Genomic DNA, 22041 nt, shown 5'->3' with positions numbered 1-22041 from the left:
TTCAGGCGCGTTGACCAGCCGACTTATCTAGTCGTTTTCGCCGAGCCGACGGGCTTTCGGCGCCTCAGCCTTCCCCAGTTCATATCGACGGATCCAAGATCATGAGCGCACCGCGCACCCTCTACGACAAGATTTTTGACGACCATATCGTCGACCGCCAGGACGACGGCACCTGCCTGCTCTACATCGACCGCCACCTCGTGCACGAAGTGACGAGCCCGCAGGCGTTCGAAGGCCTGCGCATGACCGGCCGCGCCGTGCGTCATCCCGAAAAGACGCTCGCCGTCGTCGACCACAACGTGCCGACCTCGCCAGACCGCAAGAACGGCATCAAGAACGAGGAAAGCCGCATCCAGGTCGAAGCACTGGCCAAGAACTCGGCCGATTTCGGCGTGGAATATTACTCCGAAAACGACAAGCGCCAGGGCATCGTCCACATCGTCGGTCCCGAGCAGGGCTTCACGCTGCCGGGCATGACGATTGTCTGCGGCGACAGCCACACCTCGACGCATGGTGCCTTTGGCGCCTTGGCACATGGCATCGGCACGTCGGAGGTCGAGCATGTGCTCGCCACCCAGACGCTGATCCAGAAGAAGGCCAAGAACATGCTGGTGCGTGTCGATGGCCAACTGCCGGAAGGCGTCACCGCCAAGGACATCGTGCTGGCCATCATCGGCGAGATCGGCACCGCCGGCGGCACCGGCTATGTCATCGAATATGCCGGCGAAGCGATCCGCGCGCTGTCGATGGAAGGCCGCATGACCATCTGCAACATGTCGATCGAAGGTGGCGCCCGCGCTGGCCTGATCGCGCCTGACGAGACGACCTACGCCTACGTCAAGGACAAGCCGCGCGCGCCGAAAGGCAAGGCTTTCGACATGGCGCTCGAATACTGGAAGACGCTGCACACCGACGAAGGCGCGCATTTCGACAAGGTGATCGTTCTCGACGCAGCCAAGCTGCCGCCGATCGTCACCTGGGGCTCGTCGCCCGAAGACGTCGTCGCCATCACCGGCGTCGTGCCGGATGCGGAAGTCATCGAGGACGAGAACAAGCGCAACTCCAAGAAGCGCGCGCTCGACTATATGGGCCTGACCGCCGGCACCAAGATCACCGACATTTCGGTCGACCGTGTCTTCATCGGCTCGTGCACCAATGGCCGCATCGAAGACCTGCGCGCCGTCGCCAAGGTCGTCGAGGGCCGCAAGGTGGCTTCTACGGTCAGCGCAATGATCGTGCCGGGCTCGGGCCTGGTGAAAGAGCAGGCGGAAGCCGAAGGCCTCGACAAGATCTTCGTTGCCGCCGGCTTCGACTGGCGCGAGCCGGGCTGCTCGATGTGCCTGGCGATGAACGATGACCGGCTCAAGCCGCATGAGCGTTGCGCATCGACGTCGAATCGCAATTTCGAGGGACGCCAGGGCTTCAAGGGCCGCACCCATCTGGTGTCGCCGGCGATGGCGGCTGCGGCGGCAATCGCAGGCCACTTCGTCGACATTCGCGACTGGCACTAAAGGGCCAGCCGGACAAACCGGCTGACATGTTCATGCGAAGGCGGCGGAGCAATTGTTCCGCCGCCTTTTGCTATTTGTTGAGGATGAGTTGAAACGGGCCGCGGCCATAGGGTCACGTTAACGTCTTTTTCTCGCTGGTATGTTTTGGTCTTGGAGAGGAGAGGCGGCGTCAAACGATGAGTGGTGCGGAATTCATCCTCGCGATCAACGTGTTCGTTGCAGGCCTGCTGGCCGGCGCGTTCATGGCCATCGCGATCTATGATGCCAGGCGTGTTGCCGCGCGCTGGTTCGCGCTCTGCTACGCCACCGGCATCGTCTATATCGGTACTGAATTCGCCATCCCGCTGTTTGAAGACACGCGTCTGATCGCAGCCATAAATTTTGCCGCGTTCCTTGCGACACTGCTGATCATGAATGTCGGTCTGGCGCGCCGTTACGACGCTTCACCACCTTTGCGGTCTATGGCTGCATTCTTTGTCGTGGCGACCATTGCCGTTTATTTGACGCAAGGGCTTGAGCGCGACTCGCTGTTGCGCATGATGACGTTCCAGACGCCCTATGCCATCGCCCAGGTGATCGGCGCGGTGCTCGTCTTGCGGTCGCGCCAGGCGCTCAGCCAGTTCGATTACGTGCTTTCGGGCGTGTTGCTGGCAAGCGCGCTGCAGTTCTTCTCGAAGCCCTATCTGGCACTCGCCGTCGGCGGATCCGGTGCGGACCCGCATTTTTATCTGCAGAGCACCTATGCGATGGTTTCGCAGGCATTGGGGACGGTGTTCGCCCTGTCCATCGCGCTGTTGCTGCTGGTCATTTTGGTGCGCGACATCCTTGCCGAAGTGACGCAGAAGTCGGAGACTGACGCGCTGTCGGGGCTGCTCAACCGTGGCGGTTTCGAGCGGCGGGCCGAAACAGCGCTGCGCGAGGCGACGCGGCAGGGGCTGCCGGTGACGCTGATCATCTCCGATCTCGATCATTTCAAGTCGATCAACGACAATTACGGCCACGCCTCAGGCGACCGCGTCATCGAGGCGTTCGCGCGCTTCGTCAGCGAATCCAAGGCAGGCCACCATATCGCCGGGCGAATCGGCGGCGAGGAATTCGCCATCATGCTGCCGGGCGCGCATCTGGCGTCGGCACGATTGTTTGCCGAAGGCGCGCGTAGCGCCTTCTCCGGCCTGCCGATCGAGGGCCTGCCGCCGCACTGCCGCTTTACTGCAAGCTTCGGCGTCGCCGAACTCGCCGCAGGCGAAGGGATAGATCATCTGATGATACGCGCGGATGCGGCGCTCTACGAAGCCAAGAAGGACGGGCGCGATTGCGTCAGGGTTTCGGGAACCGCTCCCGTGTTCTCGGATTCGACCGTGGTGCCGTTCGGCATCAAGCCGCCGGTCCGGTAGTGATATCTATCGGTCAGCGGCAGCGCAGGCCGGGCTGGGGAATGACGCCCTCGGAAAAGCCATACATATAGCCGCGGCCCTTCAGCAGCATCGGCGGACGGTAGCAATTGCTGGCGGTAAGTTCACTCTGCTGGTCGAGATAGACGACCTTGGGTGCGCCCGCATTCAGGTAGTTCGACATCTTTCGCGCCGAACTACCCTGGCCGACCAGGATGCGCTTGTAGCCGGCAGCACCCTCGATGACGAGATTGCCGAACGAATCGGCATGGGCGCGATCACGGTCCCAGCCGCCGGCCGATGCCGGGACAGAAAAGGCAATGGTTGCGGCCAGCGATGCAGTTGCGGTCAAGGCCAGTGTCAGACGCATGGCGCCATCTCCGTGGTTTGTCGAATCGGAGATTAATCGTTTCTTAATCTTTGTTAAGGCTTGGGCGGCAAAGATTAAGAAACATGGTTAATTTTACATGAAGAGATTGAGCACCCCAACCGTGTCAACGGACGGGTAGGGCGGCGGTTGCGCCATCGGGCAGGTGTTTGCCGCCGGTTTTGCTGGGCCGAGCGGGTACTTGCTTACCCATCCGGGTGGCGGCTTGCGGCTTCAATCGATTGAAGGCAGGCCAGCCCATCGGCTGCGACTAAATAGGTGCGCCAGAACGGTTTTCCGACTTTGACGCGGTGCAAAAAGAGCATTAGAAAGCGCGCAGTCCGACGTCGCAAAACGGTGCGGCGGCGCCGTATTCAAACATAGCCACGCTCGGATGCAGACCGGGGGAGCCATGAGCAAATCACAAGCAACCCAATCGACAGTACGAGCGCGGCCCTTGTCGCCGCATCTTTCGATCTATCGCCCGCCGATCACCATGACGACGTCGATCCTGCACCGCATCACCGGCGGGGCGCTTTATTTCGGCACGCTGCTGGTCGCCTGGTGGCTGATCGCTGCGGCGACCTCGCAGCATTATTTCGAATTCGTCAGCTGGGTGTTCGGCACCTGGATCGGGCAGCTGGTGCTGCTCGGCTACACCTGGGCGCTGATGCTGCATATGCTGGGCGGCATCCGCCATCTTGTCTGGGACGCCGGTGCCGGGCTCGAAAAGCACACGGCATCCAAGATCGCCTGGACATCGCTGGTCGCATCGGTGGTGCTGACGGCGCTGATCTGGATCGTCGGCTACATGGTGCGGGGAGCCTGACATGAGCGGCAGCAACAACAACGACATGCGCACGCCGCTCGGCAAAGTGCGCGGCTTGGGCTCCGCCCGCGAAGGCACCGAGCATTTCTGGCGCCAGCGCCTGACTGCGGTCGCCAATATTCCGCTGATGCTGTTTTTCGTCGGCCTTTTGATCGCGCTCAACGGTGCCGATTTCGCGACCGTCCGCGCCTCGCTCGCCAACCCGTTCGTATCGCTGGTGATGGCGCTGATGCTGATCTCGGGCCTCTACCACATGCGGCTTGGCATGCAGGTCGTCATCGAGGACTACATCCATGGCGAGCTGCTCAAGCTGACGCTCATCATGCTGAACACTTTCTTTACCATAGCGGTCGGCGTCGCCTCGCTGTTCGCCCTGCTCAAACTGGCATTTGGAGGCTGACAAGGTGGCCAAGGACGGCAAGACCAGCGGAGCTTCCGCCTATACCTATGTCGATCACAAGTTCGACGTCGTTGTCGTGGGTGCCGGCGGTGCCGGCCTGCGCGCCACGCTCGGCATGGCCGAGCAAGGGCTGAAGACCGCCTGCATCACCAAGGTGTTTCCGACCCGTTCGCACACGGTCGCAGCACAAGGCGGTATCGCAGCCTCGCTGCAGAACATGGGCCCTGACTCCTGGCAGTGGCACATGTTCGACACCGTCAAGGGCTCGGACTGGCTCGGCGATGTCGATGCGATGGAATATCTGGTGCGTGAGGCACCCGCCGCCGTCTACGAGCTCGAGCATTACGGCGTGCCGTTCTCGCGCACCGAAGAAGGCAAGATCTACCAGCGCCCCTTCGGCGGCCACATGATGAACTATGGCGATGGTCCGCCCGTGCAGCGCACCTGCGCTGCTGCCGATCGTACCGGCCACGCCATCCTGCACACGCTGTATGGCCAGTCGCTGAAGCACAACGCCCAGTTCTTCATCGAATATTTCGCGCTCGACCTGATCATGGAGCCGGATGGCACCTGCACGGGTGTCGTTGCCTGGAACCTGGATGACGGCACCATCCACCGCTTCTCGGCGAAAATGGTTGTGCTGGCGACCGGCGGCTATGGCCGCGCCTATTTCTCCGCGACATCGGCCCATACCTGCACTGGCGACGGCGGCGGCATGGCCTCGCGCGCCGGCCTGCCCTTGCAGGACATGGAGTTCGTGCAGTTCCACCCGACCGGCATTTACGGTTCGGGCTGCCTGATCACCGAAGGCGCGCGCGGCGAGGGCGGCTATCTCGTCAATTCCGAGGGCGAGCGCTTCATGGAGCGCTATGCGCCGTCGGCCAAGGACCTGGCCTCGCGCGACGTGGTTTCGCGCTGCATGACGCTGGAGATCCGCGAAGGACGCGGCGTCGGCAAGAACAAGGATCACATCTTCCTGCACCTCGACCACCTCGATCCGGCGGTCTTGCATGAAAGGCTTCCTGGCATCTCCGAGTCGGCAAAAATCTTCGCCGGCGTCGACGTGACCCGCGAGCCGATCCCCGTGCTGCCGACGGTGCACTACAACATGGGCGGCATCCCGACCAATTATTGGGGCGAAGTGCTGAACCCGACCAAGGGCAATCCTGACCGCGTGTCGCCCGGCCTGATGGCTGTTGGCGAGGCGGGTTGCGCTTCGGTGCATGGCGCCAATCGCCTGGGCTCCAACTCGCTGATCGATCTGGTCGTGTTTGGCCGCGCGGCGGCGATCCGCGCCGGTGAAGTGGTCGACCGCAACGCGCCGATCCCAGCCCCCAACGCCGCCTCGGTCGAAAAGATCATGGACCGCTTCGACCGCCTGCGTCACGCCAATGGCGGCACGCCGACGGCAGTGCTGCGCGAGAAGATGCAAAAGGCGATGCAGGACGACGCCGCCGTGTTCCGCACGCAGGATTCGCTCGAGCAGGGCTGCAAGCGCATCTCCCAGATCTGGGGCGAGATGAAGGACATCAAGGTCTTCGACCGCTCGATGATCTGGAACTCGGACCTGGTGGAGACGCTGGAACTCGAAAACCTGATGTCGAACGCGATTGCCACCGTCTATGGAGCTGAAGCGCGCAAGGAAAGCCGCGGCGCGCATGCGCGCGAGGACTTCTCCGCCCGCGACGACGCCAACTGGCGCAAGCATTCGCTGGCCCACGTCGCCGAGGACGGCAAGGTGACGCTGACCTACCGGCCGGTGCACACCGAGCCGCTGCTCAAGGAAGAAGACGGCGGCATCAGCCTCGCCAAGATCGCACCCAAGGCGCGGGTGTACTAGACATGGCGGAACCGCGGCGCCGTGCTGACCAAGCGGGAGGGCCGGTAACGGCCGTCCGCGCTTGCGCGCGCGCCAGTCATGGCCGGGGTTGCCGGCCATGAGCGAACTCGCTTTCTTCGCCATCAATCTCGACCGCTCGCCGCATCGCTGGGCCGAGATCCAGCGGCTGTTCGGCGCGATGCCTTGGCCGCTTGCACGCGTCAGAGCGGTCGATGCGCGTAACCCGGATGAAGTGCTTGCCGTGCGGGGCCAGAAACTGACCATGCCGCCCAATGGCATTGGCTGGAACCCGCTGCGCCACCGCATGTTCGCGCTGGTCGAAGAGGCGTGCTTTGCCAGCCATATGCTGGCGCTGAAGGCGTTTCTCGAAACCGATCATGAACACGCGGTGATCCTGGAAGACGACGCGGTGCCGCTTGACGGCTTTGAAGACGCCATGCGGCGGTTGCTTGCCAGCGGCATCGACTTCGACGTGGTCAAGATGGAAGGCAAGGTGCAGGCCGGCGGCCGCATGGCACTGCCAGTGCTTGGCCTTGGCAAGGCGGGGCTTGTGCGGTCGTTCCGGCCGTCTTCGGGCGGCGCTGGTTATCTGGTGACGCGCAAGGCCGCAGCACAGCTGATCGCCAAGGCGGGCAAGCAGCTTCTGCCGGTGGATGATTTCATTTGCAATCCGGGGCTGCATGGCTGCGATGTGATGCATCTGTCGCCCTGGCTCATCGTCCAGGCCGGCTCGGATACGACCATGGGCGAGCTGCGCACGCCGCACCGCCACGTCAAGCGCCGCGATCCGTTCCATTTTGTCCAGCAGGGGCTCATGCGCAGCACCCTCAGGCTCAAGCTGTGGCTCGCCGCGATGCACGGTTCGCCGCTGTCGCTGCTCAAGCTCACCATGGCGCCGTGGTGCAGCGACGACGTGCGCCAGCAGATGCGCCACCTGGCGCTGGAGGCCGCGTGATGATGGCCGCCGCGCACCCCGGTGCAGGATATTCGGCTGTGCCGCTGGCGGCCAAGCTCGGCCTCAAGGACGGCCAGAGCGTGGTGTTCGTTGGCCTTCCCGACGAGCTTGGCGAACTGGCCGTGTCGCGCGATTTCGCGGCAAAGGCGCTGACCGGCTGGCCAGCGCTTGCCGAGGCCGGCGAGGGGCATGACGTGGTTCATGCCTTCACCAAGCGCCGCGCCGATCTCGAAGGCAATGTCGAGACATTGAAGAAGATGATCGCGCCCGATGGCGCTGTCTGGATCTCCTGGCCCAAGAAGGCAGCGAAGATCGCCACCGACATCACCGAGGATGTCATTCGCGACGTCGCACTGCCGCAAGGGTTGGTGGACGTAAAGGTCTGTGCCGTGGACGCCGTGTGGAGCGGGCTCAAGCTCGTCATCCGCAAGGAACTGCGCCAAGCTGTGAGGAACCGATCGTGGTCGAACTAACACTCCCCAAGAACTCGCAGATCAAGCAGGGCAAGACCTGGCCGAAGCCGGAGGGTGCGACCAATCTGCGCGAATACCGGATTTACCGGTGGTCGCCTGACGATGGCGACAACCCGAGCATCGACACCTATTTCGTCGATGTCGACGATTGCGGCCCGATGGTGCTGGACGCGCTGCTCTACATCAAAAACAAGATCGACCCGACGCTGACGCTGCGCCGCTCGTGCCGCGAGGGCATTTGCGGTTCCTGCGCGATGAACATCGACGGCTCGAACACGCTGGCTTGCACCAAGGGCTGCGACGACATTTCAGGCGCGGTGAAGATCTACCCGCTGCCGCACATGCCGGTGGTCAAGGACCTGGTGCCCGATCTCACCAACTTCTACGCCCAGCACCGCTCGATCGAGCCGTGGCTGAAGACGGTTTCGCCGGAGCCGGCGAAGGAGTGGCTGCAGAGCCACGAGGACCGCGCCAAGCTCGACGGCCTCTACGAGTGCATCCTGTGCGCCTGCTGCTCGACTTCGTGCCCGAGCTACTGGTGGAACGGTGACCGCTATCTTGGCCCTGCAACGCTGCTGCAGGCCTATCGCTGGCTGATCGACAGCCGCGACGAGGCCAAGGGCGAGCGCCTCGACAATCTCGAGGACCCGTTCCGGCTCTATCGCTGCCACACGATCATGAATTGCGCCCAGACCTGCCCGAAGGGTCTGAACCCGGCCAAGGCGATCGCCGAGATCAAGAAGATGATGGTCGAGCGCCGGGTCTAGCTCGGCGATCGGCGGGTCTGAGGTAACAGCTGATATGACGGACACAGACCTTCCCAACCTCACCCCGGTCGAAGCACGTGTGCTCGGCTGCCTGATCGAGAAGAAGGAACTGACGCCCGACGTCTATCCGATGACGTCGAATGCGCTGGTGGCCGCCGCCAACCAGAAGACGTCGCGCGAGCCAGTCATGGCCCTGGAGATGGTCGACGTCACCAGGGCACTTGGTTCGCTGCAGGCGAAGGGACTGGCAAAGCAGCAATTCGCCTCGCGCGTCGAGCGTTACGAACATCAGATGGCGCAGAAATTCTCGCTGACGCGCAACCAGAGCGCGCTGATCGGCATGCTTCTGCTACGCGGACCGCAGACCGTCTACGAACTGCTCGCCCGCACCGAGCGCATGGCGAATTTCGCCGATGCCGACGCCCTGCGCAGCGAACTCGACATGCTGATCGGCCGCAGGCCGGCGCTGGTCAAGGAGATCGGCCGCGCACCCGGCCAGCGCGAGGATCGCTTTGCGCATCTTTTATCAGGTGATGTCGATGCTGCGGTTATCACGACAAGTCGGGCACCGAGCGCCACCGCCCCCATTGTTTCGGAGCTCGAGGAACGCGTCCGCCTTCTGGAAGAGGAAGTGGCCGCACTCAAGGCGCGGCTCGACGCTGTCGGCGCATAGGCGAACGGCAGAACAATTGAAAACGGCCCGGTTGCGGAAGCAGCCGGGCCGTTTTTGCTAAGTGGCGACACTTCTCCCACATGGGAAGAAGGGAAGTCGGCTTACTTGCGTGCGTCTTCGACGATCTCGCGGGCCATGGTTTCGGCGACGGCGTCGGTGGTGCGGCCCTCGCGCTCGGCGCGCGCGAAGATCTTCGTGAGCGTCGTCGCGATCTTTTCGACGCGTGGCATCACCGCCTCGACGCTGTAGCCGCCATCGGCCATCTCGGCAGCGACGTTGATCACGCCGCCGGCGTTGATGACGTAGTCGGGGGCGTAGAGGATGCCTTTTTCGACCAGGCGAGTACCGTCTTCGGCGGTGGCGAGCTGGTTGTTGGCGGCACCGGCGACGATCTTTGCCTTGAGCAGCGGGATGGTGTCGGCGGACAGGATGCCGCCAAGCGCGCAGGGCGCGAAGACATCGACATCGGCCGACAGGATGGCATCGCCGGTAACGACCGTCGCGCCGAAGGCTTCAGCCGCGCTGTTGGTGCGGGCTGGGTCGAGGTCGGAGACGGTGAGGACAGCACCTTCGCGATGGAGCTTTTCGCACAGCGACCAGCCGACCGAGCCCAGGCCCTGCACCGCGACGCGGACGCCCATGAGATCGTCGCTGCCGGTGCGGTGGCGAAGGGCTGCCTTGAGGCCGAGGAAGGTTCCCTGGGCGGTGAAGGGCGAGGGGTTGCCGCTGCCGCCCTTGGTGGTGCCGCTGACATTGGGCGCGCGCTCGGCAAGGAAATCGGCGTCGGCCAAGGTCATGCCGACATCTTCGGCGGTGATGTATTGGCCTTCGAGCGCGCTGAGCATCTCGGCATAGGCATCGAGCATCGCAGGCGTCTTGTCTTTTTTGGCGTCGGCGATGATGACCGCCTTGCCGCCGCCGAGCGGCAGGCCAGCGATGGCCGACTTGAAGGTCATGCCGCGCGACAGGCGCAGCGCGTCGATAACACCGGCTTCAAAGCTCTTGTGCGGCCAGATACGCGTGCCGCCTAAAGCAGGCCCGAGCACTGTGGTATGGATCGACACGATGGCGGTCAGCCCGCGCGCGGTGTCGCGGCCGAGCCAGACCTGCTCGTGATGGTCGAAACCATCGAGATGGGCGACATCAGCGGTGATGTCGGTGATTTCGAGCGTGGTCGCGGCCGACAGTTGCGGGTTGCGCGGTTCAAGGACGTTCAGCATGAGGGTTCCTCCCGGTGAGCTGGTCCTCAGAAGGATAAACCGATCAGGCGATTTTTGGTTTCGAAGTGGCCCAGCGCGGCGACCGCGCATTGCGCCTGCGCGGCCAGCCGCGCAACAAACGAAAAGATTGCCGGTGATGAAAAAGATGGCCGGACGCTGGTCTGCCCCCCTGCGTCCGGCCCGCTGTGCTGCCGCATCGATGCCACACCCTCTGGCACCCTATGGCAGCCAACCTGTCATTCCATGTGCGTCGCCAGGGCGACGGTTCAATGTTCCGGCTTGTCAGGCTCCGTTGGCGGTTCCTTTGCCGGCTGCTCCGGTCGCTTCGGTTCGCCCGGCTTCGGAAGCTTGCCGCCGAAAGCCATCGGAGCCAGAAAAGCACGCGGGTTGAAGCCTGCAGCGGCGAGAGCCGCGAGCGTCTTCAGGAACTGAAGGTGGTGCATGCCCGGTTTCCTCGTTCCGCCGTCGGGACTGGACCCGCTTCGACTTCGAGCGGCAAACTAGATGGCCTCGTTGGCGCGATCTTGGACTGTGCGGCCCCATGATGCGGCCCAGGCGGCCACCCAAAATGGGCCCATCGCGGACTGTCGGGCGCCGTATTGACTGATCGAATAACGCGAACTAAAAGGCGCGACTTCACGTGTTGGTTGTGTTGCGTAACATGAGTTGATCCGATGACGAGTGCTAACGGACAGTTCGCTTCATTCCGCCTGATGACCGATGACCTGCCGGCGCAGGACAGACTGCCGGTGCTGCGCGAGGTCTATGGTCGTACGATTCTCAATGCCGACCTGGAGCCAGTGGACGATTCGCCCATCCACATGGACATGCGGGTCAGGCTGCTTCCGGGCATAGGCATTGCCACAGGTGTCGCCTCGCCGATCCGGGTCGGCGTCACATCGCAGATGGTCGACAATGACGACATCATCCTGCTCGCAGCACTTGCCGGCGGCAGCCACATGCAGATCGGCAGGCAGGAAGAAAGCGTGCTGCCTGGCTGCGCGATGTTCGTGCCCGGCGGCCAGGTGGGTGCGAATGTGACGCGGCCGGGCTTTACCTACGTCAATATGCGCCTCGAGCGGAAGGCGTTGCAGCCTTTGCTGGGCGACGTCTCCCAGATGATGATGCGGCCGATCCCGGTGCATGAGGGGCCGATGCGCCTGCTGTTGAGCTACGCAACGGCATTGCAGCAGCTGGACGAGGCATTGCCCGGGAACATGGCGCGCATGGTGGCGACCCATCTGCTCGACCTGACGGCGCTGACGCTGGGCGCGACACGTGACGCGGAGCAGGTGGCGCTGGGGCGCGGCCTACGCGCCGCGCGGCTGGCGGCGATCAAGTCGGATATAGCGGCGCGTGCTGACCTGCGTGGGATCTCGGCCGAAGAGATCGCCGCCGAGCATAGGCTGTCGCCGCGCTATGTCAGGAAGCTGTTCGAAAGCGAGGGGCTGTCGTTTACCGAATTCGCGCTCGGCCAAAGGCTGAAGCGCGCGCACCGGATGCTGGGCGACCCGGTCTGGGCGCGCCACAGCATCACCGATATCGCCTATGAGGCCGGTTTCAACGACCTGTCCTATTTCAACAGGGCGTTTCGCAAGCGCTACAATGCTACGCCATCGGATATTCGCGCCGAAACGCTGGCGGCGTGAGCAAGCGCGCGCCGAGCATTGCCCGGCGCACGTGATCGTTTCCGTCAGGCAAGCTTGGCGTCGAGCGAAACCTTGATCGCGCCGAGTGCCTTGGAGACCGGGCAGCCTTCCTTGGCCTTGGCTGCCAGTTCCTGGAACTTCGCCGCATCGATGCCGGGCACGGTGCCGACAAGGGTGAGCGCGCTTTCGGTGATGCCGGTGCCGGGGATCAAGGTCACCACTGCCTTGGCGTCGAGCTTTTCGGCCGGCGTGCCGTTTTCAGCGAGGAAGTGCGACAGCTGCATGGCAAAGCAGCCGGCATGTGCTGCGGCGATCAGCTCTTCGGGGTTGGTGCCCGACTTGCCGGTTTCATCCTCGAAACGCGCCTTGAACGAATAGGGCTGGCTCTTGAGTGCGCCGCTCTGCGTGTCGAGCGTTCCCGAACCTTCCTTCAGATTGCCTTTCCAGACGGCGTTGGCGCTGTGGTTCATAACGTTTCTCCTGTTCAACTGAGCGGCGAAAGAAAGACTATAGCGTTGCCGCGCGTGCATGCCACCTTCGCATGAGCGCCGGGCGAGAAAACCGTGGCCTTGGAAAAAACAGTCTCGCGAAAATGTCTGGATATCGTCTGTCGTACCGTCCTTGGGAGGTCGCGGCCTGTCGTTGCGGCCTGCCGGAGGGTGAGATGCAGCTTTTACCGCATGGCGATCTGGGAAAAGGAATTGTCGGGACGAATGCGCCCGATGGATTTCATGTGCCGTCCTCGGGCGTCGGCCGGATGCTTCTGGCATTCCTCATCATCATCTTGGTGGGTTTGGTTTTCGACAGGGCGGTAGTTTCCAGCAAGTCCGCGGCACCGGTGATAGGTTTTCCAACACAGCAAGGGAGCGTGGGATGAAGTATCTTTGCCTGGTTTATCATGAGGAACAGCAGCTCGGCGCGCTGTCGCGGGACGCTGCGGCGAAGCTCGATGCAGATTCGCTCGCATATGACAGGATGCTGGAAAAAGACGGCAAGCTGATCGCGGCGCAAGCGCTGCAGTCGGTGAAGACGGCCAAAACCGTCAAGCGCCGCAATGGCAAGAAGCTGGTCACCGACGGCCCCTTCGCCGAGACCAAGGAGCAGCTCATCGGCTTCGTCATGATCGAGGCGACCGATGAGGCAGAGGCGGTGGAGATCGCCTCGAACATCCCCCTTGCCGCGATGGGGCAGATCGAAGTGCGGGCGATCTACGACATTCCGGGGTCCTAGATCGCGTCGCCCTTGAGCAGGCGCGGGGTTTCGCCCGTCAGGCCCGAGGCCTGGCGGATGAAGTAGTCCTTGAGACGCGGCACGCGGTCGACGAGGCCGAGGCCGATGTCGCGGATGGCGCGGATGGGGGCGATGTCGTTGGAAAACAACCGGTTGAGCACGTCGGTGGTGACGCCCATGCGCACGGTGTCGAAGCGGCGCCACTGTTCGTAGCGCTCCAGCACGTCAAGCGAGCCTATATCCTGTCCAAGCCGGTCGGCCTCAACGATGGTCTCGGCAAGGGCTGCCGCATCCTTGAAACCGAGATTGAGGCCCTGGCCGGAGATCGGGTGGATGCCGTGGGCGGCATCGCCGACAAGGGCCAAGCGGTTGGCGACGAAGGCGCGGGCCAGCGTCAGGCCGAGCGGCCAGGCGCGCGGCTTGTCTTCGACGCGGATCTCGCCGAGCTGGAGGCCGAAGCGCTGCTCGAGTTCGACCTCGAAGACGAAGGGGTCGCCATTGACCAGCTTTTCGGCGTCTTCGGTGCGTTCGTTCCAGACGATCGAGGAGCGGTTGACGCCTTCCTTGGTCGGCTTGAGCGGCAGCGTGGCGAAAGGCCCGGCGGGCAAGAAGTGCTCCTCGGCGCGGCCGCCATGCGGGCGCTCATGCGCCACCGTGCAGACGATGCCGGACTGGCCGTATTCCCATCGCACGGTCTTGATGCCAGCCATGTCGCGCAGCTTGGAATTTACCCCATCGGCGGCGATCAAGAGTTTTACGTCGAAGCTGATACCGTCGGCCAGATGGACCTTGGAGCCGGCGACGCCGGCTTCGAAGGCCTGGACGGCGACACCTTCGATGATGTCAATGCCGAGTTCGGCCGCACGGCGGCGCAGCGCTCCGTTGAGGAACTTGTTTTCGATCATGTGGGCGAAGGGCTCGCCCGCGCCGACTTCGCCGTCGAAGGTCAGGAAGACCGGGCGGATCGGATCGGACGTCTTGGAATCGGTGATGATCATGCTGGTGATCGCCTGCGCCTCGGGCGCGATCTCATCCCAGCAGCCGAGCTGGCCGAGCATGCGGCAGGCGGCGGCGGCAATCGCCGAAGCGCGGCCGTCCTTGCGCCAGACCTCGGGGGGGGCTGCGTCGACAATGGCGATGTGCAGATTGGGCCGCGCCTGCTTGATCGACACGGCAGTGGCAAGGCCGACATAGCCAGCACCGGCGACCAGCACATCGAGCTGCGTCGATTTATTGTCGTCAGATTCGCGTGTGACCATGGCGGCGTCCTTTACGACTAGGCTTCCCGCCTTGACTCGACGGGGGCTTCCTGCTGGAAACCGGGGATACTTCGTCCCGAAAAGGGGAAAGCATGCCGGCCGGAATACAAGAGCTTCTCAGCATTCTCAATCTCGAGAAGCTGGAACACAACCTGTATCGTGGTCGCAGCCCGCAGGTTCAGTGGCAAAGGGTGTTCGGCGGCCAGACCATCGCCCAGGCGCTGGTCGCAGCACAGCGCACTGTCGAGCCCGACCGGCACGTGCATTCGCTGCATGGCTACTTCATGCGGCCGGGCGATATCACCGTGCCGATCATCTACGAGGTCGACCGCATCCGCGATGGCTCAAGCTTCACCACGCGGCGCGTGGTGGCGATCCAGCATGGCCATGCGATCTTTTCGCTCGAGGCTTCGTTCCAGGTCGAAGAGACCGGCCTCGAATACCAGATGCCGATGCCGCTTGACGTGCCGCCGCCCGAGGAGCTGAAGTCGCAGCGCGAGCTGTTGCAGGAGGCAACTCATGTGCCCGAGCAGATAAGGCTGTTCTGGGCCAAGGAGCGGCCGCTGGAGCTGCGTCCGGTCTATGCCGAGCACTATTCGAGCCGAGACAAGCTGCCGCCGCTGCAGAAAGTCTGGATCCGCCTGACCGGCCCGGTGCCGAACGACCGTGCCTTGCGCTGCGCCGTGCTTGCCTATCTCTCCGACATGACGCTGCTCGATACGGCAACCTTTGCCCATGGCCGCGGCATTTTCGATCCCGACATCCAGGCGGCAAGCCTTGACCATGCTATGTGGTTTCATCGCGAGCATCCGCTCGACGGCTGGCTGCTCTACACTCAAGACAGCCCCTCGACCTCAGGTTCGCGCGGGTTCACGCGCGGCGCGCTTTACGCCCAGGACGGCACGCTGATTGCCTCGGTGGCACAGGAAGGGCTGATCCGCCTGCGCACCAAGCCTACAAAATAGGCATTTTAGCATTTGTGCACATTCTGTAAGCAGGCGCTTTGCTACGCCTGCGAAGGATGCTGCGCGCCTGCAGAGCATTTCTGTTCAATTTCAGTAGCTTAATCGGCGTCAGCGCAAACTGGCACGGAGCTTGAATAACCTGAGTCACTCACTGGTGGCTTTCGGGTCCGCTGGCGATGACTGCAAACGCGGGGGACCCGCATCAGCAAGGGGTGAAACCTGATGAAAATCGTGATGGCAATCATCAAGCCTTTCAAGCTCGACGAGGTGCGTGAAGCGCTCACCAATGTCGGCATCCAGGGCCTGACCGTCACCGAAGTCAAAGGCTACGGGCGGCAAAAGGGGCATACCGAGATTTACCGCGGCGCCGAATATGCCGTGAGCTTCCTGCCCAAGATCAAGATCGAAGTCGCCGTCGCAACCGACCTCGTCGACAAGGCCGTCGAGGCGATCGTCACTGCCGCCAAGACCGGCCAGATCGGCGACGGCAAGATCTTTGTCTTCGGCATCGACCAGGCCGTGCGCATCCGAACCGGCGAAACCGATACCGACGCGCTCTGAGCGGGCCAACCAATTGTCATGGAGACCTCAATGCAAATTCCTTCAAGATTGAAGACGGCGGCGCGCTCGGCCTTGCTTGGCACGCTCGCGCTCACCGCACTGGGAACGGTCGCGGCCTTCGCCCAGGAAACCGCCCCGGCGGCCGCTGAAGTTGCGGCCGCAGCGCCTGCGCCTGCCGACGTCATGGACAAGGGCGACGTCGCCTGGATGCTGACCTCGTCGCTGCTGGTGCTGTTCATGGCGCTGCCGGGCCTGGCGCTGTTTTACGGCGGGCTGGTGCGCGCCAAGAACATGCTGTCGGTACTGATGCAGTGCACGATGATCGTGGCGCTGGTGATCGTGATCTGGACGTTCTGGGGCTATTCGATGGCCTTTGGCGACGCACCGAGCCCCTATTGGGGCGGCCTCGGCAAAGCCTTCCTGATGGGGGTGACGCCTGAAAGCATGGCGGCGACCTTCACCAAGGGCGTGGTCATTCCCGAATATGTCTTCATCGTCTTCCAGATGACCTTTGCCTGCATCACGCCGGCACTGATCGTCGGCTCGTTCGCCGAGCGCATCAAGTTCCCGGCGGTGCTGCTATTCGTGGCGCTGTGGGTGACATTCGTCTACTTCCCGATCGCCCACATGGTCTGGGATTCGGATGGCCTGATCTATGGCTGGGGCGCGCTTGATTTCGCTGGTGGTACCGTCGTGCACATCAATGCGGGTATCGCTGCCCTCGTCGGCGCCCTTTTGGTCGGCAAGCGCATCGGCTACGGCAAGGACAACATGGCGCCGCACTCGATGACGCTGACCATGGTCGGCGCCTCGATCCTGTGGGTCGGCTGGTTCGGCTTCAACGCCGGTTCCAACCTCGAAGCCAATGGCGGCGCGGCACTTGCCATGATCAACACCTTCACCGCCACCGCAGGCGCTATTCTCGCCTGGGTGATCATCGAAGTGGTTACGCGCGGCAAGGCATCGATGCTGGGTGCGGCCTCGGGCATGGTTGCGGGTCTTGTTGCCGTGACGCCGGCGGCCGGCTTTGTCGGTCCGGTCGGTGCGATCGTGCTCGGCGCGATCGCCTCGGCCGTCTGCTACTTCTTCGTGGCGGTGGTGAAGATCAAGCTTGGCTATGACGACTCGCTCGACGTGTTCGGCATCCACGGCGTCGGCGGCATCGTCGGTGCCATCGGCACCGGTGTCTTCAACGCCAAGGCGCTGGGCGGCGTCGGCTATGGCACGCTTTCGATCGGCGGCCAGGTGTGGACCCAGTTCCTCGCCGTATCAGTGACGGTGCTGTGGTGCGGTATCGGCTCGCTGGTGCTCTACAAGCTGGTCGATCTGCTCATCGGCCTGCGCCCGAGCGTCGAAGCCGAACGCCAAGGTCTCGACCTGACGTCGCATGGCGAGGTGGCCTACCACTCGTAGTCACCCCACTCTTAATCACCAGGGGCGGCGGAGTTGCAGCTTTGCCGCCGCATCCTCCCTATCCCGTCGTGGCCGCCCGAAAAGCAGCCACGCTTTGAGGCCCGGAGCAATCCGGGCCTCCTTTTATGCAAACACCCGTAGCAATCAGGCGAAGAACGCCTGGATTCGTGGCCACCAGCCCATTGCTGCGCGAACGCGCCGGGCGGCGCTGGCGCCTCTGACGGCTTCGCCGAAGTGGCAGTAGCAAACGATGTTGTGCAGCTGCCGGTCGGACAGGTCGAAGAAGCGCTTGGCTTCGCCGTAGCTGTCGTCATTGAGGCCGGAGGACCGGAAGTGCGGATCCTCGAATGCCACGGTGAGCGGCGAACCCGTGACACGCATCGTCATGCGCTCGGCGCGCGGGGCATATTCAGTGCCCGGAAGCGTGCCGAGGCGCCGTTCGGGTTGGTGTTCCAGCAATTGGGCCCAGCGTTCGAGGCGCTGGGTCCGCGTCATGGGCAGATAGGGAGCTGCGGGTTGGATATCAGCGAATGCCTGCAGTTGCTCGATGGTATGGTGTTTCATCGTCGCCTCCTGTCTTAGCTCTTGCTAATATTGGAAGGTATGGCGGTGCGAGCGCCGGGGCAAGCCCGAATAGGCCCGCTCATGGAAAAAGCCCGCTCCTGGGAGCGGGGTTTGGGACTTGCCAAGGACCTGAGAACTGCCGGATTGAATCACGCCTCCGGCGTGATGATGCCGTTGAGACTGGTGGTCGGGTTGCCCGGTCTTCCCACAACTGCGCAAATTTCTGGCCCGTACCGGCGGGGGCGCCGACCAGATCTCCACGGATGACTTCCAGCATCTCGTCGCCATTTTCGACCGCGCCTGACTCGGCCGCTGACAGCATGGACACGGCGGATCAAGCGTTGTGGGCTGCGGCCGATGCACGGATAACGTGAACGATGGCTTAACCTTAATGCGGCCTTAACCTTCCCCTCGATAGTCTGACAACCGAATCTGCCCGCGATGCGTTCGCATGTGGGCCACGGCATCAATGGACGGGGACGAGGCATGCGTTCTGGGGTTTCCTCACCGCTCGCGCTGACCGACGCAGGGCACGGCATTCAGGCATTCGCGCGACGGCAGGCAGGCCGCGCGGCGGGCCTGGGTTTGTTTGCCTTCGTGGCCTTCGGCCTGGCGGCACTTGGCACCTGGAATGTCGCCGACCCGAGCTTCAGCCATGCCACCGACAGCCCCGTGACCAACGCCATGGGTTATCCCGGTGCCGTGTTCGCCGACCTTGCCATGCAGTTCTTCGGCCTGGCCTCAGTCGCGGCCCTGATGCCAGCCGTGATCTGGGGCGTGCTGTTTGTCACCGCGCGTGGCGTCGACCGCATGCCCAAGCGCGGCCTTGTCTGGTTCGGCTCGGCCCTTTTGGCCGCAGCGATCGCAGGCTGCGTCGGCGCGCCGCCAACCTGGCCGTTGCCGACCGGCCTTGGCGGCGTCTTCGGCGACATGGTGCTCAAGGTGCCGGGCCTGTTCATTGGCGGCTATCCCACCGGGCTGATCGCCACCGTCATAGGTGTGCTGTTGATCGCCCCCGCTATCTGGCTGTTTGCCTTTGGCGCTGGCTTGCTCAACCGCGAGAACGGCTTTGCGGTCGTCAATCCCAAGCCCAAGCCCGACATGCGCGAACAGGACTTCGCCAGCTTCGACGATGAAGAAGACGACGACAATGAAGGGGTGCTGGCGCTCGGTGCGATCACGCATTGGTGGCTGTCGGCCAAGGCCTATCTGCGCCGCCGCGCCGCCAAGCGCCGCGAGCTGGAAGGTTACGACATGCCGCCGGTGAAGCGCGAGAGTGCCTGGCGGCAGGCGGCCGAGCGTGTCGAATCGGCCGAACGCGCCGAGCAGCGTGTCAGCCCCAGTGGCCGCGCGCGGGTCGAGCCCGAATTCTTCGCCCAGATGGTGGCGCACGAGCGCTCCGTTTCGATCGATCCGGAAGACCAGGACGTCTTCGGCGACGACGACATGGATGTTTCGCCCGAGCCACGCCGGGGTGCCAACGCCCAGGTGCAGAATTTCCGCTCGCCGGCGAATGGTTCGCCCGCCGCGCGTGTCGCAGCCCCAGCGCCTCGTCCGGCTCCAGGCGCCCGTGTCCAGCGCGAGGCGCAGACCACGATGATCGGCGCCGAGACCTTCGAGATGCCGTCGCTGCATTTCCTGGCCGAGCCCAAGAACGTGGTCCGCGATGCCTCCTTGTCGAAGGACGCGCTCGAACAGAATGCGCGCCTGCTTGAAGGCGTGCTCGAGGACTTTGGCGTCAAGGGCGAGATCATCCATGTCCGTCCCGGTCCGGTCGTTACCCTCTACGAGCTTGAGCCGGCGCCTGGCATCAAGTCGTCGCGCGTTATTGGCCTGGCCGACGACATCGCGCGTTCGATGAGCGCGATCGCCGCGCGTGTCGCTGTCGTGCCGGGGCGCAATGCCATCGGCATCGAGCTGCCCAACGCCAGGCGCGAGACCGTCTATCTCAGGGAGATCCTGGCGAGCCGCGACTTCGAGACGACCAAGGCGAAGCTTGCGCTGGCGCTCGGCAAGACCATCAATGGCGAGGCGGTCATCGTCGACATCGCCAAGATGCCGCACGTTCTCGTTGCCGGTACCACTGGCTCGGGCAAGTCGGTGGCGATCAACACCATGATCCTGTCGCTGCTCTATCGCATGACGCCGCAGGAATGCCGGCTGATCATGATCGATCCGAAGATGCTCGAACTGTCGGTCTATGACGGCATTCCGCACCTTTTGACGCCTGTCGTCACCGACCCGAAGAAGGCCGTCGTGGCGCTGAAGTGGACGGTGCGGGAGATGGAAGACCGCTACCGCAAGATGTCCAAAGTCGGCGTGCGCAACATCGACGGCTTCAATGCCCGTGTCAGCCAGGCTGAAAAGAAGGGCGAGCAGATCTCACGCACCGTGCAGACCGGCTTTGACCGCCAGACCGGCGAGGCGATCTACGAGACTGAAAACCTCGACCTGGCGCCGCTGCCCTACATTGTCGTGGTCATCGACGAGATGGCCGACCTGATGATGGTCGCGGGCAAGGATATCGAAGGTGCGGTCCAGCGCCTGGCGCAAATGGCCCGCGCGGCCGGCATCCACGTCATCATGGCGACCCAGCGTCCCTCGGTCGACGTCATCACCGGCACGATCAAGGCCAACTTCCCGACGCGCATCTCCTTCCAGGTGACGTCGAAGATCGACAGCCGCACCATCCTGGGCGAGCAAGGTGCCGAGCAGCTGCTTGGCATGGGCGACATGCTCTACATGGCCGGCGGCGGGCGCATCCAGCGTGTCCACGGTCCGTTCGTTGCGGACGATGAGGTCGAAAAGGTCGTCGCCCATCTCAAGCTCCAGGGCGTGCCGGAATATCTCGACGCGATCACCGAAGACGACGGCGAGGACGATGACGAGCCGTCGGGCAAGGGCGGTGGCGGCAATGGCGGCGGCGGCAACTTCGAGGAATCGGACGATCCCTACGACCAGGCGGTGGCCGTGGTGCTGCGCGACGGCAAGGCCTCGACCAGCTACATCCAGCGCAGGCTGGGCATCGGCTACAACCGTGCAGCGTCGATTATCGAGCGGATGGAGAAGGAAGGCATCGTCGGCGCCGCCAACCATGCGGGAAAACGCGAAATCCTGGTGCCGACCGAAGATGACAAGATGTGAGGACGGAACCAGCGATCACGTTTTCGCGTTGATGGCGTGACGCGGATATGCGTCAAACTTCAGCCCCACTGGGCGACGATAGAGTTGCCGAACTGGAATGAGACGAGAGTTATCGGCATGACAGACAATCTTTTTGCCACCAAGGGTGGCTTTGGCCTGACGCGGCGCCGCCTGCTTGGCTTGGCAGCAGCGATGGCGCTGACCGTCGCCCCCGTGCTCGGGCTCCATTCGCCGGCGCAGGCGCAGGCTACCGATGCCGCCCAGCGCATCGCCGATCATTTTTCGAGCGTGCGCGCGATGTCGGGCGAGTTCGTGCAGTTCGGTCCGCGCGGCGAGCAGACCGGCGGCAAATTCTTCCTCGAACGACCGGGCAAGATCCGCTTCAACTATGAGGCGCCTTCCAACTTCAAGGTCATCTCCGACGGCCAGTCGGTGGTCATCTTGAACTCCAAGATGCGTACATCCGACCTCTATCCGCTGTCGAAGACGCCGCTCAAGCTTTTGCTCGACGACCGCATCGATCTGACCGGCAGCAAGGTCAAAAGCGTCACCGAAGAAGACGACCTGACCACCATCAAGCTTTCGGATAAGCAGGTGTTCGGCAACTCGACCATCACCATGATGTTCGATCCCAAGACCTACGAGCTGCGCCAGTGGACCATCACCGACGCGCAGGGCAAGGACACCACGGTCATGGTGTTCAACGTCAAGCAGGGCGGCTCGTTTCCCGCCGATACCTTCAAGATCGACTACAAGCTCAACCGCGAGCTCAACACCCAAAAGAAGAACGACTAAGGGCCTGTTCGCCAAGCCCGCCCACGCGGCAAGGC

The 22041-nt window shown here is 63.3% G+C and carries 24 protein-coding genes; 17 read left to right on the top strand and 7 right to left on the bottom strand.

What is annotated here, in order from left to right; genetic code table 11:
- Positions 1-101: 101 nt before the first annotated feature.
- Both leuC and AC1DLV_RS12155 read left to right on the top strand, forming a co-directional pair.
- Entirely contained in the window at positions 102-1511 is a 1410-nt protein-coding gene (gene leuC / locus AC1DLV_RS12160; protein WP_476800296.1) for a 3-isopropylmalate dehydratase large subunit, read from the top strand.
- A 176-nt stretch (positions 1512-1687) separates the two neighbouring features.
- Entirely contained in the window at positions 1688-2905 is a 1218-nt protein-coding gene (locus AC1DLV_RS12155; protein ID WP_476800295.1) for a GGDEF domain-containing protein, read from the top strand.
- A gap of 13 nt (positions 2906-2918) precedes the next feature.
- On the opposite strand, the gene AC1DLV_RS12150 is transcribed toward AC1DLV_RS12155, so the two are convergent.
- Complete coding sequence (locus AC1DLV_RS12150; RefSeq protein ID WP_476800294.1) at positions 2919-3272, bottom strand: hypothetical protein; 354 nt, start codon at positions 3270-3272, stop codon at positions 2919-2921.
- 409 nt (positions 3273-3681) lie between these two features.
- Between AC1DLV_RS12150 and sdhC the strand changes: the two genes are divergently transcribed.
- The 7 genes from sdhC (at position 3682) to AC1DLV_RS12115 (ending at position 9206) form a co-directional block, all read left to right on the top strand.
- Positions 3682-4098: a succinate dehydrogenase, cytochrome b556 subunit gene (gene sdhC, locus AC1DLV_RS12145; protein ID WP_476800293.1), complete on the top strand. Its 417-nt coding sequence runs from the start codon at positions 3682-3684 to the stop codon at positions 4096-4098.
- 1 nt (position 4099) lies between these two features.
- Complete coding sequence (sdhD, locus tag AC1DLV_RS12140; protein ID WP_476800292.1) at positions 4100-4498, top strand: succinate dehydrogenase, hydrophobic membrane anchor protein; 399 nt, start codon at positions 4100-4102, stop codon at positions 4496-4498.
- Positions 4499-4502: 4 nt separating this feature from the next.
- On the top strand, positions 4503-6338 hold the full coding sequence (sdhA, locus tag AC1DLV_RS12135; RefSeq protein WP_476800291.1) for a succinate dehydrogenase flavoprotein subunit: 1836 nt from the start codon (positions 4503-4505) through the stop codon (positions 6336-6338).
- A gap of 97 nt (positions 6339-6435) precedes the next feature.
- Entirely contained in the window at positions 6436-7293 is an 858-nt protein-coding gene (locus AC1DLV_RS12130) for a glycosyltransferase family 25 protein (RefSeq protein ID WP_476800290.1), read from the top strand.
- Positions 7293-7766: a DUF3052 domain-containing protein gene (locus tag AC1DLV_RS12125; protein ID WP_476800289.1), complete on the top strand. Its 474-nt coding sequence runs from the start codon at positions 7293-7295 to the stop codon at positions 7764-7766. Before AC1DLV_RS12130 ends, AC1DLV_RS12125 begins: the two co-directional genes overlap by 1 nt.
- Positions 7754-8533, top strand: coding sequence for a succinate dehydrogenase iron-sulfur subunit (locus AC1DLV_RS12120; RefSeq protein ID WP_476800288.1), 780 nt, complete (start codon positions 7754-7756; stop codon positions 8531-8533). Before AC1DLV_RS12125 ends, AC1DLV_RS12120 begins: the two co-directional genes overlap by 13 nt.
- A gap of 34 nt (positions 8534-8567) precedes the next feature.
- Positions 8568-9206 (top strand): YceH family protein, encoded by a 639-nt coding sequence (locus AC1DLV_RS12115; RefSeq protein WP_476800287.1) that lies wholly within the window; start codon positions 8568-8570, stop codon positions 9204-9206.
- A gap of 101 nt (positions 9207-9307) precedes the next feature.
- Here AC1DLV_RS12115 and AC1DLV_RS12110 read toward each other — a convergent pair whose 3' ends face one another.
- From AC1DLV_RS12110 to AC1DLV_RS12100, 3 genes are all read right to left on the bottom strand, one after another.
- Positions 9308-10426, bottom strand: a complete 1119-nt coding sequence (locus tag AC1DLV_RS12110; RefSeq protein ID WP_476800286.1) for a Glu/Leu/Phe/Val family dehydrogenase — start codon at positions 10424-10426, stop codon at positions 9308-9310.
- A gap of 26 nt (positions 10427-10452) precedes the next feature.
- Positions 10453-10623: a hypothetical protein gene (locus AC1DLV_RS12105; protein ID WP_476800285.1), complete on the bottom strand. Its 171-nt coding sequence runs from the start codon at positions 10621-10623 to the stop codon at positions 10453-10455.
- A gap of 69 nt (positions 10624-10692) precedes the next feature.
- Complete coding sequence (locus AC1DLV_RS12100; protein WP_476800284.1) at positions 10693-10869, bottom strand: hypothetical protein; 177 nt, start codon at positions 10867-10869, stop codon at positions 10693-10695.
- Positions 10870-11100: 231 nt separating this feature from the next.
- Between AC1DLV_RS12100 and AC1DLV_RS12095 the strand changes: the two genes are divergently transcribed.
- Positions 11101-12075 carry an AraC family transcriptional regulator gene (locus AC1DLV_RS12095; protein WP_476800283.1) on the top strand — a complete coding sequence of 325 codons (975 nt, stop codon included), beginning with the start codon at positions 11101-11103 and terminating at the stop codon, positions 12073-12075.
- A gap of 44 nt (positions 12076-12119) precedes the next feature.
- Here AC1DLV_RS12095 and AC1DLV_RS12090 read toward each other — a convergent pair whose 3' ends face one another.
- Positions 12120-12545, bottom strand: coding sequence for an OsmC family protein (locus AC1DLV_RS12090; RefSeq protein ID WP_476800282.1), 426 nt, complete (start codon positions 12543-12545; stop codon positions 12120-12122).
- 194 nt (positions 12546-12739) lie between these two features.
- Between AC1DLV_RS12090 and AC1DLV_RS12085 the strand changes: the two genes are divergently transcribed.
- Both AC1DLV_RS12085 and AC1DLV_RS12080 read left to right on the top strand, forming a co-directional pair.
- Positions 12740-12952, top strand: coding sequence for a hypothetical protein (locus AC1DLV_RS12085; protein ID WP_476800281.1), 213 nt, complete (start codon positions 12740-12742; stop codon positions 12950-12952).
- Positions 12949-13305, top strand: a complete 357-nt coding sequence (locus tag AC1DLV_RS12080) for a YciI family protein (RefSeq protein ID WP_476800280.1) — start codon at positions 12949-12951, stop codon at positions 13303-13305. The genes AC1DLV_RS12085 and AC1DLV_RS12080 overlap by 4 nt, the downstream gene beginning before the upstream one ends.
- Here AC1DLV_RS12080 and AC1DLV_RS12075 read toward each other — a convergent pair.
- Positions 13302-14564: a ubiquinone biosynthesis hydroxylase gene (locus AC1DLV_RS12075; protein ID WP_476800279.1), complete on the bottom strand. Its 1263-nt coding sequence runs from the start codon at positions 14562-14564 to the stop codon at positions 13302-13304. The two genes, AC1DLV_RS12080 and AC1DLV_RS12075, sit on opposite strands and share 4 nt — an antisense overlap.
- Positions 14565-14656: 92 nt before the next feature.
- Between AC1DLV_RS12075 and tesB the strand changes: the two genes are divergently transcribed.
- From tesB to AC1DLV_RS12060, 3 genes are all read left to right on the top strand, one after another.
- Positions 14657-15529, top strand: coding sequence for an acyl-CoA thioesterase II (gene tesB, locus AC1DLV_RS12070; protein ID WP_476800278.1), 873 nt, complete (start codon positions 14657-14659; stop codon positions 15527-15529).
- A 222-nt stretch (positions 15530-15751) separates the two neighbouring features.
- On the top strand, positions 15752-16090 hold the full coding sequence (locus tag AC1DLV_RS12065; RefSeq protein WP_476800277.1) for a P-II family nitrogen regulator: 339 nt from the start codon (positions 15752-15754) through the stop codon (positions 16088-16090).
- A 30-nt stretch (positions 16091-16120) separates the two neighbouring features.
- Positions 16121-17503 (top strand): ammonium transporter, encoded by a 1383-nt coding sequence (locus AC1DLV_RS12060; RefSeq protein WP_476800276.1) that lies wholly within the window; start codon positions 16121-16123, stop codon positions 17501-17503.
- Positions 17504-17647: 144 nt separating this feature from the next.
- Here AC1DLV_RS12060 and AC1DLV_RS12055 read toward each other — a convergent pair whose 3' ends face one another.
- Entirely contained in the window at positions 17648-18067 is a 420-nt protein-coding gene (locus tag AC1DLV_RS12055) for a hypothetical protein (RefSeq protein ID WP_476800275.1), read from the bottom strand.
- Positions 18068-18553: 486 nt separating this feature from the next.
- Between AC1DLV_RS12055 and AC1DLV_RS12050 the strand changes: the two genes are divergently transcribed.
- Together AC1DLV_RS12050 and AC1DLV_RS12045 are read left to right on the top strand one after the other, a co-directional pair.
- A complete protein-coding gene (locus AC1DLV_RS12050; RefSeq protein WP_476800274.1) occupies positions 18554-21211 on the top strand; it encodes a DNA translocase FtsK in 2658 nt (885 codons plus the stop codon).
- A gap of 117 nt (positions 21212-21328) precedes the next feature.
- Complete coding sequence (locus tag AC1DLV_RS12045) at positions 21329-22006, top strand: outer membrane lipoprotein carrier protein LolA (RefSeq protein ID WP_476800273.1); 678 nt, start codon at positions 21329-21331, stop codon at positions 22004-22006.
- Positions 22007-22041: the final 35 nt, after the last annotated feature.

The sequence above is a fragment of the Aminobacter sp. 01T433 genome, assembly GCF_056398585.1.
Note: the sequence above shows the minus strand (reverse complement) of the source record. Positions and strands in the feature narration are given on the sequence as shown.